The following is a 12,854-nucleotide window of genomic DNA, read 5'->3' on the forward strand; positions in this document are numbered from 1 at the left end:
CAGGCTGACCAAGGCGCTTGCGCTTTCCTTATTTTTTCTCTGTTTTTACTTTCGGAAGAATTTTGTTTAGTGGAACATTCTTTTTGCGTTCCCAAGTTGCTTTATTATTTGGATCATATTGTTCCAGAAAAGCGATCACTTCTTTTGTAATAGGGGTAGGTGTGGAAGCGCCGGATGTCACAGCAACGGTGTTGGCATCTTTAAGCCAATCTAAATCAATTTCCATCACATCTGCAACCCTGTATGCTTTTGTTCCAGCAATTTCTTCCGATACTTGTGCCAAACGATTAGAGTTATTGCTTCTCGGGTCCCCGACCACAATCGTGATATCTGCCTCTTTAGCCTGTTGTGATACAGCTTCCTGGCGAATTTGTGTGGCATGGCAAATTTCATTATATACTTCCACGTGGGGGTATTTTTCTTTGACCTTTTCCATCGTTTCCCGAACATCCCACTGGCTCATCGTGGTTTGGTTTGTCACAATCAGTTTATCATATGGAAGATTCAGTGCTTCGACATCAGCTGGGTTTTCGACAAGGTGAACCATGCCGGGAGCAACCCCCAGAGCACCCTCCGGTTCTGGATGACCTTTCTTCCCGATATAGATTGTGTGGTAGCCGAGCTTTGCTTTTTCGTGAATGATGTCATGGGTTCTCGTAACGTCCGGACAAGTAGCATCAATGGTGACCAGTCCTTTCTTTTTCGCAAGTTCTCTTACCTCAGGAGAAATTCCATGCGCAGTAAATATGACGGTACCTTTATCTACTTGTTCAAGAATTTCTTTCCGATTATTGCCATCAAGTGTAATGATGCCTTCTTCAGCAAATGCGTCGGTTACGTGTTTATTATGAACAATCATCCCTAAAATATAGATCGGACGGGGTAATGATTTATCTAAAGCAGCATTTCTGGCAATCACCATGGCATCTACGACACCGTAGCAGTAGCCGCGGGGTGAAATTTTGATAACCTTCATGAAAATCCTCCTAAAAGGGATTAATAAATAGACTATGTACTTTATTATATAAAACTAATAAAAATAATACAAAGATACATTTTTTCTGAAAGCAAAATGAAAAGAATGCTGCGAAGGCAACATTCTTGATTAAATGTATAACTTTGGTATAGACGAACCTGTTTGCGGCTGGCGTTTCTTTGTTGAATCAGTTCTCGTACTACTTTGGGAGCCCGTTTTATTGGAACCTGTTTGCTGGTTTCTGACTGTGCTTGTTTGGTGGGCACGTTTGCGGCTTGATGTTTTATTCGATTGTGCTGTGTTCTTTTCCCGGCTTTCTGAAGATTCTTCATGTGCGGATGTAGTTTTAGTGCTGCCTGATTCTTCAGATGCTGCATCAGGTGAATTTTTTAATCCGCGGAAAAGACTCCACATGGCTGGCAGATTTTTAATCAAAGGACCATATTGTTGAATCATGGGGCCGATTGATTGAGCTGTTCTAATAATGGATTGCGTATTATTTAAAAGGCTGGAAAGTCCTCCCGGGTTAGCCAGCGATTGCATTAGACCGCCGCCTCCGCCTGCAGCCCTTCCCATTCCCATCATCCCTCCTGGGACACCAGCCGGATTGCCTCTTCCTAAGAGTCTTGAAAGCAAACCACCGCCTCTTCCCATTTGTGCTCCCCCCATCATCGAGCTTCTGCCTCCGAACGGGTTTGCCCGCGGTCCCATGATACCTCCGCCGCCAAATGGATTCATGCCGGATCCCATCATTGGACTCCTTCCTCCAAACATCCCTGGCCCCATTCCGCCTTGCATCGGGGGTCTTGGCATCATAACGATTCCTCCTTTCGCGGTATTTTTTAACAGGCAGCATTTTCTTGATAAAGAATAAAAAAGAGCATGTAGAAGGTGCTGCCCAAAAATTGCTTAATGTTTCACTTTTAGCCTCTTATTTTACAATATGCGTTAGTCTTGTTTTGGTTTAGGTATTCTGCACAGTTCAGCCGTTTTTAATGGTTTAAACTCTGGATCAAGGTGAAAAATGATAATGTTACTGGAGATTTATCAGGAACTTTACTATAATTATCTGATGGAATAAAATGCGAAAGCCGTATTTAAAAATATACATTGTTAGAATAAGGAGAATTAAATGAAAGAAAATCGTTTTGAACATTTTAAGTTGCAATTTTTTATATTGGAAGCATTAAATAACTTTGGCTTTTTTACTCCGACTGAAATCCAGGAGCGGATGCTTCCCATTGCTCTTAAAGGAGAGAGCGCGATTGGCCAGTCACAAACAGGAACAGGGAAAACATTGGCTTATGTTCTGCCGATTCTTGAAAAAATAAATCCTGATCGTCAAGAAGTCCAGGCTGTTATTACAGCACCGACAAGAGAACTTGCCTCTCAAATTTATCACCAGATTTTAAAAATAACCGAATACTGTGAGCCAGGAAGAGAAATTACGGCGAAATTGTTTATTGGTGGAACGGATAAACAGAGGACGATCGAGAAATTAAAGAGTCAGCCTCATATTGTTGTCGGAACCCCGGGCAGAGTCAATGACCTTGCAAATGAGCAGGCGCTATTTGTCCATACCGGTAAAATTCTAGTTGTTGATGAGGCAGACATGATGCTAGATATGGGGTTTATTGAGGATGTGGACAGGGTTGCTGCCAGAATGCCGGAAGATTTGCAAATGCTAGTGTTTTCCGCTACGATTCCGGAGAAATTAAAACCATTCTTAAAAAAATACATGGAAAATCCGAAAATCATTCAAATTGCCGGAAAGAGAAATACAGTAGAAAATTTGCAGCATTGGTTATTACCGTCAAGGCATCGTGATAAGAGGGAGCTCGTCCATGACGCTCTTTTGGCCTATAATCCTTATTTAGCCATTGTATTTACGAATACGAAAAAAATGGCAGAAGAGTTGGCTGACTTCTTAAATGAAAAAGGATTAAAGGTCGGCCGGGTCCATGGTGATTTAACACCTAGAGAACGGAAAAAAATGATGAAGCAGATTCAGGATTTAGAATTCCAATACATCGTTGCCACTGATCTTGCTTCAAGAGGGATTGACATTGAAGGAATCAGCCATGTCATTAATTATGAGCTGCCTTCCGATTTGAATTTTTATATTCACAGAGCCGGACGTACGGCAAGGGCAGGTAAATCCGGCATTGCCTTAACCATCTATGACTTATCAGACGAGGATGCACTAAATCGCATAGAAAAGATGGGAATTCAGTTTAAAAATGTCGATTTGAAAAACGGGGAGTTTATTGAACTGGAAGACAGGAATCGCCGGAAAACAAGGGTCAGAAAAGAAGATGAAACGGACAAGCTTATCAAATCAATCGTAAGAAAGCCGAAAAAAGTAAAACCGGGATATAAAAAGAAAATGCAAGAAGAAATGGAGAGCATGAAAAGAAGGCAGCGTCGGTTAAACCAAAGAAAGAAATAACGATGATGGGAGAGGAACAGGGTGTTGAAAATAGGTTCACATGTATCCATGAGTGGAAAAGATATGCTGCTAGGAGCAAGTAAGGAGGCGGTTTCTTATGGGGCCAATACGTTTATGATTTATACGGGTGCCCCGCAAAATACAAGAAGAAAGAAAATTGAAGACTTGAACATTGAAGCAGGAAGAAAACATATGGAGGAGAATGGAATCACAGAAATTGTAGTCCACGCCCCGTATATTATTAACATCGGAAATACGGCAAATCCCGACACGTTTGAACTAGGCGTTCGTTTCCTTAGACAAGAAATTGAACGGACTGAAGCCATTGGTGCAGGACAAATTGTTCTTCATCCCGGCGCCCATGTCGGAGCTGGAACAGAAGCTGGAATTAAGAAAATCGTAGAAGGTTTAAATGAAGTTTTAACAGGTAAGGAACAGGTGCAAATTGCGTTAGAAACAATGGCTGGCAAAGGATCGGAATGCGGCAAATCATTCGAGGAATTGGCCATGATCATAGATGGGGTCAACTACAATGACAAACTGTCGGTTTGCTTTGACACTTGTCATACCCATGATGCGGGATATAATATTGTCGATGATTTTGACGGTGTTTTAAATGAGTTTGATAAAATAATCGGACTTGATCGGCTGAAAATACTCCATATTAATGACAGTAAAAATGCCGTTGGAATGAGAAAGGACCGCCACGAAAATATCGGGTTCGGTCATATTGGTTTTGAAGCCTTGAATTATATTGTTCACCATCCACAGTTAATGGACATTCCAAAAATCCTGGAAACACCTTTTGTGGGAGAAGATAAAAATAACAAAAAGCCGCCGTATAAATTTGAAATTGACATGCTCCGAGGCCAGCAATTTGATGAGGATTTACTTGATAAAATCATGCAATCATAGGAAAATCTGTGCATTTGCACAGCTTTTTCTATGATTTTGTTAATTCCATGAATAATTTATTTACTTCACGGGCGGTTTCTGGTCCAGCAGTCTTTGCAATCTCCTTTATGAGCTGCGTGCGTTGTGTATTGTCAAAGATATTAATTTTCTTTCCTCTTAAGTATTCAGCAATTTTTTTTGCTTGCTGCCGATTGACTGAAATATTGAATTGACCCGCATACTTAAGCAATTCATCGGCAGTTATTGTATTAATTTTATGATTGATGATGTTTTCAAATATTTTCACCCTTACCACTCCTCCATGCTAATGTATGTAGATTCTTGCGGAGTGTGACAAATAAATAAGAGGAAAAGCCAAATTAATTGCTGCGGCTTTACATTCCGAAAAGGCTATTGTATACTACTAAACGTTAAATCGGAATGATTCTTAAAATTAAGGTGTGGTAAAACGATGCAAAATATAATTGAAATTAACCACCTGTTCTATCGTTATGAAAAGGATACGGTCTTAGAAGATATCACCTTGTCGGTCCCTGAAGGTTCTTTTTTAGCGATTGTCGGGCCAAACGGTTCCGGTAAGTCAACATTGCTTAAATTAATTTTGGGCTTATTAAAACTGCAAAAAGGGAACATTTCTTTATTTGGCCAGGAAATTAGCAAATTTAAAGAGTGGCATAAGATTGGTTATGTTTCACAAAAGGCGAATTCCTTTAATACCGGTTTTCCTGCAACCGTTTTTGAAGTTGTGGCAAGCGGTTTAACGAAAAAACTCGGGTTGTTTACTTTTTTTAAGAAAGAAGATACGGATACGGTTCTGACCGCTTTAGAAGCTGTTGGGATGCAGGAGTTTCGCAATCGAAATATCGGTGAACTTTCCGGAGGACAGCAGCAAAGGGTGTTCATTGCCCGGGCTCTGGTAAGCGAGCCAAAAGTGTTGATTCTTGATGAGCCGACAGTAGGGGTTGATGCTGAAAATGTGGATGCATTTTACGAAATGCTCGGCGATTTAAATAAACATCAAGGCATTACCTTGTTGCTGGTTACCCATGATATTGGTACGGTATCCGATAAAGTGACGCATGTCGCCTGCTTAAATAAACATTTGCATTTTCATGGTGGAACAAAAGAATTTGAAGCATCAAGAGGCGAAGGGCTCTCTGCTTTTTACGGCCATAATGTCCATTTGCTTACTCATCACCATAAGCATGGAGGCGTTTTACAATGATTTCTGGGATCTTTCACTATGAATTTCTACAGAATGCCTTCCTGACAGGCATGCTGATAGGGATTCTGGCACCACTTCTCGGCGTTTTTATTGTTGTCAGGAGACTATCTCTTATTGCAGACGCTTTAAGCCATGTGACTCTATCAGGAATAGCGGCCAGTTTGCTTCTGGAAAAATATGTTACCTCGTTGGCAGGATTAAACCCATTATATTTAGGGATGGTATTTTCTGTTGGGGGATCATTGTTTATAGAAAAGCTGAGAGGTGTGTATAAACACTATCAGGAGTTGGCCATTCCGATTATTCTCTCGAGCGGTATTGGCCTTGGCGTGATCTTCATTTCACTGGCAAACGGCTTTAATACGGATTTATTCAGTTATTTATTTGGAAGTGTGTCTGCTGTTAGCAGAACGGATTTATGGGTGATTTTGATCATTAGTGTCCTGGTCGTTGCCGTTCTAATTTTATTGTATAAAGAGTTGTTTATATTATCTTTTGATGAAGATTATGCCAAAGCATCGGGAATACCGGCCAAAAGCATTCATTTTATTTTTATCATTATGGTCGCACTTGTAATTGCGGCTTCGATGCGAATTGTTGGAATTCTTTTGGTTTCATCCTTGATGACCTTGCCGGTTGCTGCAAGCATACGGATTGCCAAAGGGTTTAAACAGGCGATTTTTCTATCGGTTTTATTCGGTGAGATTTCTGTTCTCGGCGGACTGTTTATTGCCTACTATTTGAACTTGGCGCCAGGCGGAACGATTGTGATGCTGGCAGTATTGATATTGATTTTTTCAATACTTTATAAAAAATTGATGATTAACCAATATGTACAAAAAGGGGGGACAGCCGGATGAACGTCCATGAAGCCATCCAATGCCTGAAAAAAAATGGATTCAAACAGACAGATAAACGAGAGGATATGCTCCAACTGTTTGCTGACAGTGATAAATATTTAACAGCTAAAGATGTATTTGATCAACTGAAGGAATATTATCCGGGGCTTAGCTTTGATACAATTTATCGGAACCTCGCCCTTTTTGAAAATATGGGGATCTTGGAAATGACGGAATTATCCGGTGAAAAGCATTTTCGGTTTACCTGTGCAGGACATCAGCACCATCATCATTTCATCTGCTTGGAATGCGGCAAGACAAAAGAAATTGATTCATGCCCAATGGACGGGTTAATGGAAAATTTAAAAGGGTACGATATTTCTGGACATAAATTTGAAATCTATGGCCGCTGCCCTAATTGTGTAGAATAAGAAAAGCGCAAGGAGTCTTGCGCTTTTCTTACTTCTTTAACCACTGGTCCACCCATTGTCCAGCCTCGAGCCAATTATTGACACGGATGACCCCGTCCGGCAGCGGATCCTGATTGTAAGGAGTGTCAAATAAAATAACGGGAATGCGGCATTCTTCATGAATCATCACCGCATTATCGTGTTTATCCTCAAAGAAGATTTCTACTTGATATTTCTTCGCTGCGGCAATTTTATCATGTGATCCGATTAATTCAATATGATCAAATGTTAGCCCTTGTTCTTGAAACCATTCTTTTGTTACTTCTAATAATTGGGGGCCTCTAGCACTAATGAAAAATAGTTCATGTTGTTTTGCCCATTTACTTAATACGGTTTTTGCTCCTTGTGCAATAGGAGATCCTTTATAAATGCGCGGTTCATTTTCCTCGAACCATTTTGCCAATTCATCTTCCGTTACATTGACAAATGGGGTTAACTCGTATTGGGTAATATCCTCGTACTTAATATTAGTCCCAAATGCATCGTTAAGGAAAGGGATTAATGATGCAGGACTTGTAACTGTACCATCAATATCGATACCAAATCTTTTTTTCATCTTTGATTCCACCTTCATTTTCTTATTATGACAAACATTGACATAGTAAAGTTCAGTGTACAGCAAAAAATAAGAATGCTCCTATAATGAAAAAGCGAGGGATGCAAATGGCGGAAGATAGAGACACGAAAGTGCGGGAAGCTCTAAGAAGTGCAATTATTGGCGAAGATATCCCTAACTCACCTTCAGATTTTAGGGAGAGAACTGCTTCAGAAATTGCCAACCCTGTAACAACGCAAGTCTCTTTGGAAAAAGAAGCCCCGATCCATTCTTTTAAAGATGAAGCCAATGTTCCGGAAGCAAACCGGCCTGTACAATATCACGGAGAAACTGCCAGTGAAATCCATTCGGCAGCACATCGTCATAAAGAGGAAACCGCTGCTGAAATCGCTGCTCCAGTTCCAGTTGTTCGGGGGCGGGATCGCGATGAGACGAATCTTTTTTCCGAAAGAGCAGATGGCGGCGTTGGTTATGGAACGGTGGCGTTAGCACTATCGATTTTATCTCTGTTTGTTTTGCCCATTTTATTTGGTGCCTTAGGAATCGTGTTTGGTTTTGTTGCCAGAGCACGAGGTGCCTCTGCTCTCGGTGCCTGGGCCATTGGGATTGGTGTCGTATCACTGATTATCGGTATTTTTATTTTGCCGTTCTTTTAGGTCCAGACACATCAGTAGGAGTCAAAAGGAAACCCGGTCTTTCAACCGGGTTTCTTTACGCTTTATTGCGGGCTTCTTCTTCCGCTTTTTTCTTGAAATATTCCTCTGCGATCAGATCGATTTCTTTTTTCAATTCTTCCACCATTTGCGCTTCCGGAACTTTGCGGACGATTTTTCCTTTTCTAAATAATAGCCCTTCACCACGGGCTCCGGCAATGCCGATATCAGCTTCGCGGGCTTCCCCTGGCCCGTTAACCGCACAGCCGAGGACGGAAACTTTAATAGGTGCTTTAATATTTTGGATATATTCTTCTACTTCATTGGCAATGCTGATGAGGTCAATTTCAATTCTCCCGCAGGTTGGACAGGAAATTAATGTAGCCGCATTCGATGACAGCCCGAAGGCTTTTAATAATTCACGGGCTACTTTTACTTCCTGAACAGGGTCTGCACTTAGTGAAACTCGTACGGTGTTTCCGATCCCTTTGCTAATGATGGCTCCAAGGCCGGCTGCACTCTTAACAGTTCCAGAGAAAAGAGTCCCTGATTCTGTAATTCCCAAATGCAACGGATAATCAAAAGCGCGAGCGGCTTTTTCATAGGCTTCAATCGCAAGGTTGACATCTGACGCTTTCATAGAAACAATAATATCGTGAAAATCTAAATCCTCCAAGATTTTAATATGGTGGAGGGCGCTTTCTACCATACCGTCAGCTGTAGGGTAGCCATATTTATCCAAAATTTTCTTTTCGAGTGAACCGGCATTAACCCCGATACGGATTGGAATCCCCCGCTCTTTCGCAGCTTTGATAACTGCTTCCACCTTTTCCCGTCTTCCAATGTTGCCAGGGTTAATTCTAATTTTATCTGCGCCGCCTTCAATGGCTTTAAGCGCCAGTTTATAATCAAAATGTATATCTACAACAAGCGGAATGTTAATTCTTTTTTTGATTTCTGAAATGGCATTGGCAGCCCGTTCATCAGGGCAAGCGACCCTAACGATTTGGCAGCCTGCGTCTTCAAGCCGTTTTATTTCAGCCACTGTTGCCTCAACGTCATGGGTTTTAGTGGTTGTCATACTTTGAATGATAATTTCATTATTCCCGCCGATCGTTATATTGCCAACCTTAACCGGCCGGGTTTTGGTGCGATGTGTAATTTCGCTCACAAGTCATTCGCTCCTTTAAAAAGTTCGAACAGTAATTAGTAAAATACAATTCCAATTCATTGTATAGTCTGCCGCTAATTTTGACAAGAATTTACGATAATTCTTACTTATTTTGAGTAGTCGGGAAAACGGTAAGTTTTTCCAATTTTTATTTTTTCAGCAGATATGCCTGGATTTAAAGCTTGAAAATCTTCGATGATGTCATTTATTGAAACTGGAAGTGATTTCCCTAAGTGATGTTCGACAATTGTAATTAACGTTTCTCCTGGTTTTACTTTTGCATCAAAAAATGGCATGGCTGCTTTCGGTTTTTCCGTTACGGGAGTATTTATACTCACGTGTTTTACGGATGAGGAGGGAAGTGTTCCGACGGTTAAATCGAAATAAATAATATAGATGACTAATGCAGCGAATAGAACTCCGAACAGTTTCTTCATTGGACAAGCCTCCAAAATGGGGAATTTTATAACATTCCTATGCTTGTCCATCTTTTAATAGAACGAAAAAAAGCATCTAATAAATAGATGCTTTAAGTTAGGTTTTTAGGTTTTGGAACTTCCTTAATGGCTAACATCAATACGATAATAACGACAAACCAATTGATGAAAAAGCTGCTGGGGACAGCTGTTTTGATGGCTGCCATGATTGTGAAAAATACTGTCGGCAATGTCTCGCTATAGGCTGCCATCCTCCATAATTGACGGTATGTAAGCTTTCGTGCAGCAAGATTTTTTAACAGCAGTCCAATAAGGGCTAAAACAGAAATTTCAATAAAGCTGGCAGCACATGAGAATAAATAAATAACGATTGAAATGATAGGAATAATGATTCCCCTTAAACTACTGATTGAATCAATAAAATGGAGAAGATCTTTCTTTGATATCGTTAAACCTTGCATCATGGCATATGGATATGTCTCTGTTTGTCCGCCTGAACTTACAACAAATTGATCTTTTAACATGGCAATGGCATTTCCGTCGTTTTCAACTTCTGTAAGGGAAACAGCACCGGTAGGGTCCAGAATAAAGGTATAGTGATCTTTATTGATTGTAATGGGAACCTTCGTGTCTGCGGTTAACTTACCATTATGGATTGAAAAGTTAGGTGTTTCTTCTTCAATGAAAGATTTAGCGGCATCAAGACCGGCCGTAAGTGTGTGACTGAAATAAACAATCGAAGGAAGGACGGAAATTAACGTAAGGAAGAAAACATAGAAAATCGTTTTTCCGATTCCTTGGAAACGAAACATCGCAATATCTTTCGGGGAATAGATACTTTTAAAAAACTGCTTAAAAATATTCATAAAAAACCACCTTAAAATAGAGTTCCTCTCTATTGTAGCCTTTGTTCCAAATATACACAATATTGGTTTGTACATAAAAATCAAATGAATAAAAGCCTTTGGAATGTGTATTTTATTTAAGGTGGAACTTGAGCAAATTGATTGAATCGATTACCTAACTTTGGTATCTTTTAATTACAAGGCTTATAATGTACACAAAATTGTTGAAATTTCATGTACATGAAAAGCTAGAAAAATATGTTTACATAGGAGGAATTTTTCATGGCATTCGAACTACCAAAATTACCTTATGCAGAAGATGCACTTGAGCCACACATTGACAAAGAAACAATGAACATTCATCACACAAGACATCACAATACGTATGTGACTAATTTAAATAATGCATTAGAAGGAAACGAAGAATTACTTTCTAAATCTGTAGAAGAAGTCATTTCTAATTTGGATGCAGTTCCGGAAGCTGTCCGCACCGCAGTACGCAATAACGGCGGCGGCCATGCAAATCACTCTTTATTCTGGACAATCCTTTCACCAAACGGCGGCGGCGCTCCATCTGGTGAATTAGCTGATGCCATTAACCAAAAATTCGGCAGCTTTGAAGCATTTAAAGAAGAATTTACCAAAGCAGCAACTGGCCGCTTTGGTTCTGGCTGGGCATGGCTGTCTGTTAACAATGGAGAATTAGAAATCTCCAGTACACCAAACCAAGATAATCCTCTAATGGAAGGCAAGACTCCAATCCTTGGTCTTGATGTTTGGGAGCATGCTTATTACTTAAAATATCAAAACAAACGCCCTGACTACATCAACGCTTTCTGGAATGTAGTAAACTGGGACGAAGTCGAAAGACGCTACAAAGAAGCAAAATAATTGTTTTTGAACAAAAAAGGCAGCTAAAAAAGCTGCCTTTTTTGTATAAAATTTATAAGTGTTTTTCAGCTTCAGAAGCTGCTAGGCAGGGACTTTCTTTATCGCTTTCCTAAAAATTTGCATAAGACTAGCCTTGTTGATAAAAACTACCTCATGAGAAGAAGGGGAGTTTTTTATGGCAAAAAAATTTATACTTGGTGATGTTGAGTTAACGAAAGATTTAACACTTCTATTGGTGATTGGCGGATTGTATTCGCTGAGTGTGGCTTTGTCGAATACATTCGTCAATATTTATTTATGGAAACAGACGGGCAGTTATGTAGATATAGCCCTTTACAATCTTTCTATCGTCGTTTTGCAGCCGTTAACCTTTATTTTGGCTGGACGGTGGGCGAAGAAGATTGACCGTGTCATTGTCCTCCGAATTGGTGTAATCTTTTTGTCGTTGTTTTATCTTACCGTTTTAATCGCGGGAACAAGGGCGGCAGCCTATTTGCTGCTGTTGGGTAGTCTGCTCGGAATTGGATACGGCTTTTACTGGTTAGCATTTAATGTGTTAACCTTTGAAATTACGGAGCCGGAAACACGGGATTTTTTCAATGGTTTTTTAGGGACGTTATCCTCATTTGGCGGAATGATTGGACCGCTTGCCGCAGGATTGATTATTACGAACTTTGAAAAATTCACAGGATATACAATTGTATTTGGTTTGTCGCTTGGATTGTTTGCTCTTGCTGTTGTTTTGAGTTTCTTTTTAAAACGGCGGCCGGCTGAAGGAAAGTATTACTTTAAAAGAATCATCGAAGAACGAAAACGAAATGAAAATTGGCGACTTATTACGAATGCCCATTTTTTTCAAGGTTTGCGTGAAGGGGTGTTCTTATTTGTCATTTCTGTTTTCGTCTATATTTCAACAGGAAGTGAAATGGCATTAGGCACATTCGGCTTGCTGAATTCCGGGATATCATTTATTGCTTATTTTCTTGCTTGTCGGTATATCAAAAAAAATTTCCGAAAAAAAGCGATTCTTATTGGCGGTCTCTTGCTTTATGCAGCGGTTCTCATTATCGTCTGGGAAGTTACTTATACGAAGTTGTTAATTTATGCTGCTATGATTGCAGTCGCTTATCCGCTTTTGCTCGTTCCTTACATGTCCACTACCTATGATGTAATTGGAGTCGGCTGGAAGGCGGCAGAAATGAGAATTGAATACATTGTCGTCCGGGAAGTATACTTAAATCTTGGCAGGATTGTCTCTATCCTTTCCTTTATAGCCGCTGTTACATGGTTTAATGAAGAAAAAAGTATTCCGATTCTATTATTATTATTAGGTGCCGGTCATACCTTGATCTATTTATTTATCAAAAGAGTGCGTATACCTGCTGCCCCTTAAAAAGCGATGAGTTTTACTCATCGTATTTTTTTGC

15 protein-coding genes are annotated in these 12,854 nt (G+C 40.1%); 8 read left to right on the forward strand and 7 right to left on the reverse strand.

Annotated elements, in window-relative coordinates; genetic code table 11:
- Nucleotides 1-28: 28 nt before the first annotated feature.
- Both BFU02S_RS11000 and vrrA read right to left on the reverse strand, forming a co-directional pair.
- On the reverse strand, nt 29-976 hold the full coding sequence (locus BFU02S_RS11000; RefSeq protein WP_066370425.1) for a 4-hydroxy-3-methylbut-2-enyl diphosphate reductase: 948 nt from the start codon (nt 974-976) through the stop codon (nt 29-31).
- 129 nt (nt 977-1,105) lie between these two features.
- On the reverse strand, nt 1,106-1,792 hold the full coding sequence (vrrA, locus tag BFU02S_RS11005; protein ID WP_066370426.1) for a VrrA/YqfQ family protein: 687 nt from the start codon (nt 1,790-1,792) through the stop codon (nt 1,106-1,108).
- A gap of 316 nt (nt 1,793-2,108) precedes the next feature.
- On the opposite strand from vrrA, the gene BFU02S_RS11010 reads away from it, so the two are divergent.
- Together BFU02S_RS11010 and BFU02S_RS11015 are read left to right on the forward strand one after the other, a co-directional pair.
- Nucleotides 2,109-3,425, forward strand: a complete 1,317-nt coding sequence (locus BFU02S_RS11010) for a DEAD/DEAH box helicase (protein ID WP_066370428.1) — start codon at nt 2,109-2,111, stop codon at nt 3,423-3,425.
- Between the two features lie 21 nt (nt 3,426-3,446).
- On the forward strand, nt 3,447-4,340 hold the full coding sequence (locus BFU02S_RS11015; RefSeq protein ID WP_066370431.1) for a deoxyribonuclease IV: 894 nt from the start codon (nt 3,447-3,449) through the stop codon (nt 4,338-4,340).
- Nucleotides 4,341-4,368: 28 nt separating this feature from the next.
- Here BFU02S_RS11015 and BFU02S_RS11020 read toward each other — a convergent pair whose 3' ends face one another.
- Nucleotides 4,369-4,626 carry a DUF2624 domain-containing protein gene (locus BFU02S_RS11020; protein ID WP_066370433.1) on the reverse strand — a complete coding sequence of 86 codons (258 nt, stop codon included), beginning with the start codon at nt 4,624-4,626 and terminating at the stop codon, nt 4,369-4,371.
- A 165-nt stretch (nt 4,627-4,791) separates the two neighbouring features.
- Here BFU02S_RS11020 and BFU02S_RS11025 point away from each other — a divergent pair, with 165 nt between their 5' ends.
- From BFU02S_RS11025 to zur, 3 genes are read left to right on the forward strand one after another with little or no spacing between them, the layout of a single operon-like run.
- Complete coding sequence (locus tag BFU02S_RS11025; protein ID WP_066370435.1) at nt 4,792-5,565, forward strand: metal ABC transporter ATP-binding protein; 774 nt, start codon at nt 4,792-4,794, stop codon at nt 5,563-5,565.
- The gene (locus tag BFU02S_RS11030; protein WP_066370437.1) at nt 5,562-6,425 is read left to right on the forward strand and encodes a metal ABC transporter permease; all 864 of its coding nucleotides are present in this window, start codon (nt 5,562-5,564) and stop codon (nt 6,423-6,425) included. Before BFU02S_RS11025 ends, BFU02S_RS11030 begins: the two co-directional genes overlap by 4 nt.
- Nucleotides 6,422-6,835, forward strand: coding sequence for a zinc uptake transcriptional repressor Zur (gene zur / locus BFU02S_RS11035; RefSeq protein ID WP_066370439.1), 414 nt, complete (start codon nt 6,422-6,424; stop codon nt 6,833-6,835). The genes BFU02S_RS11030 and zur overlap by 4 nt, the downstream gene beginning before the upstream one ends.
- A gap of 28 nt (nt 6,836-6,863) precedes the next feature.
- Here the strand turns inward: zur and BFU02S_RS11040 are convergent, their stop codons facing one another.
- Nucleotides 6,864-7,430, reverse strand: coding sequence for a 5' nucleotidase, NT5C type (locus BFU02S_RS11040; RefSeq protein ID WP_066370441.1), 567 nt, complete (start codon nt 7,428-7,430; stop codon nt 6,864-6,866).
- 263 nt (nt 7,431-7,693) lie between these two features.
- On the opposite strand from BFU02S_RS11040, the gene BFU02S_RS11045 reads away from it, so the two are divergent.
- Entirely contained in the window at nt 7,694-8,086 is a 393-nt protein-coding gene (locus BFU02S_RS11045) for an efflux RND transporter permease subunit (RefSeq protein WP_066370452.1), read from the forward strand.
- A 55-nt stretch (nt 8,087-8,141) separates the two neighbouring features.
- On the opposite strand, the gene ispG is transcribed toward BFU02S_RS11045, so the two are convergent.
- The 3 genes from ispG to BFU02S_RS11060 all read right to left on the reverse strand — a co-directional run bounded on the left by ispG (nt 8,142) and on the right by BFU02S_RS11060 (nt 10,557).
- A complete protein-coding gene (ispG, locus tag BFU02S_RS11050; protein WP_066370442.1) occupies nt 8,142-9,254 on the reverse strand; it encodes a flavodoxin-dependent (E)-4-hydroxy-3-methylbut-2-enyl-diphosphate synthase in 1,113 nt (370 codons plus the stop codon).
- Nucleotides 9,255-9,361: 107 nt separating this feature from the next.
- Nucleotides 9,362-9,691, reverse strand: coding sequence for a protein YqfZ (gene yqfZ, locus BFU02S_RS11055; RefSeq protein ID WP_066370444.1), 330 nt, complete (start codon nt 9,689-9,691; stop codon nt 9,362-9,364).
- A gap of 92 nt (nt 9,692-9,783) precedes the next feature.
- The gene (locus BFU02S_RS11060) at nt 9,784-10,557 is read right to left on the reverse strand and encodes a DUF1189 domain-containing protein (RefSeq protein ID WP_066370447.1); all 774 of its coding nucleotides are present in this window, start codon (nt 10,555-10,557) and stop codon (nt 9,784-9,786) included.
- A 261-nt stretch (nt 10,558-10,818) separates the two neighbouring features.
- On the opposite strand from BFU02S_RS11060, the gene BFU02S_RS11065 reads away from it, so the two are divergent.
- Together BFU02S_RS11065 and BFU02S_RS11070 are read left to right on the forward strand one after the other, a co-directional pair.
- A complete protein-coding gene (locus BFU02S_RS11065) occupies nt 10,819-11,427 on the forward strand; it encodes a superoxide dismutase (RefSeq protein WP_066370448.1) in 609 nt (202 codons plus the stop codon).
- Between the two features lie 175 nt (nt 11,428-11,602).
- Nucleotides 11,603-12,820, forward strand: coding sequence for an MFS transporter (locus tag BFU02S_RS11070; RefSeq protein WP_066370450.1), 1,218 nt, complete (start codon nt 11,603-11,605; stop codon nt 12,818-12,820).
- Nucleotides 12,821-12,854 lie beyond the last annotated feature (34 nt).

This window comes from Neobacillus fumarioli NBRC 102428, assembly GCF_001591485.1.
GTDB lineage: Bacteria > Bacillota > Bacilli > Bacillales > Cytobacillaceae > Neobacillus > Neobacillus fumarioli.

Excerpts from the sequence above, each read along its gene's own strand:
- BFU02S_RS11000 (WP_066370425.1), bottom strand. The coding sequence starts at position 976 with ATGAAGGTTATCAAAATTTCACCCCGCGGCTACTGCTACGGTGTCGTA.
- BFU02S_RS11070 (WP_066370450.1), top strand. The coding sequence starts at position 11,603 with ATGGCAAAAAAATTTATACTTGGTGATGTTGAGTTAACGAAAGATTTA.
- BFU02S_RS11060 (WP_066370447.1), bottom strand. The coding sequence starts at position 10,557 with ATGAATATTTTTAAGCAGTTTTTTAAAAGTATCTATTCCCCGAAAGAT.
- BFU02S_RS11010 (WP_066370428.1), top strand. The coding sequence starts at position 2,109 with ATGAAAGAAAATCGTTTTGAACATTTTAAGTTGCAATTTTTTATATTG.
- BFU02S_RS11030 (WP_066370437.1), top strand. The coding sequence starts at position 5,562 with ATGATTTCTGGGATCTTTCACTATGAATTTCTACAGAATGCCTTCCTG.
- yqfZ (WP_066370444.1), bottom strand. The coding sequence starts at position 9,691 with ATGAAGAAACTGTTCGGAGTTCTATTCGCTGCATTAGTCATCTATATT.
- vrrA (WP_066370426.1), bottom strand. The coding sequence starts at position 1,792 with ATGATGCCAAGACCCCCGATGCAAGGCGGAATGGGGCCAGGGATGTTT.
- zur (WP_066370439.1), top strand. The coding sequence starts at position 6,422 with ATGAACGTCCATGAAGCCATCCAATGCCTGAAAAAAAATGGATTCAAA.
- BFU02S_RS11040 (WP_066370441.1), bottom strand. The coding sequence starts at position 7,430 with ATGAAAAAAAGATTTGGTATCGATATTGATGGTACAGTTACAAGTCCT.
- BFU02S_RS11025 (WP_066370435.1), top strand. The coding sequence starts at position 4,792 with ATGCAAAATATAATTGAAATTAACCACCTGTTCTATCGTTATGAAAAG.
- BFU02S_RS11065 (WP_066370448.1), top strand. The coding sequence starts at position 10,819 with ATGGCATTCGAACTACCAAAATTACCTTATGCAGAAGATGCACTTGAG.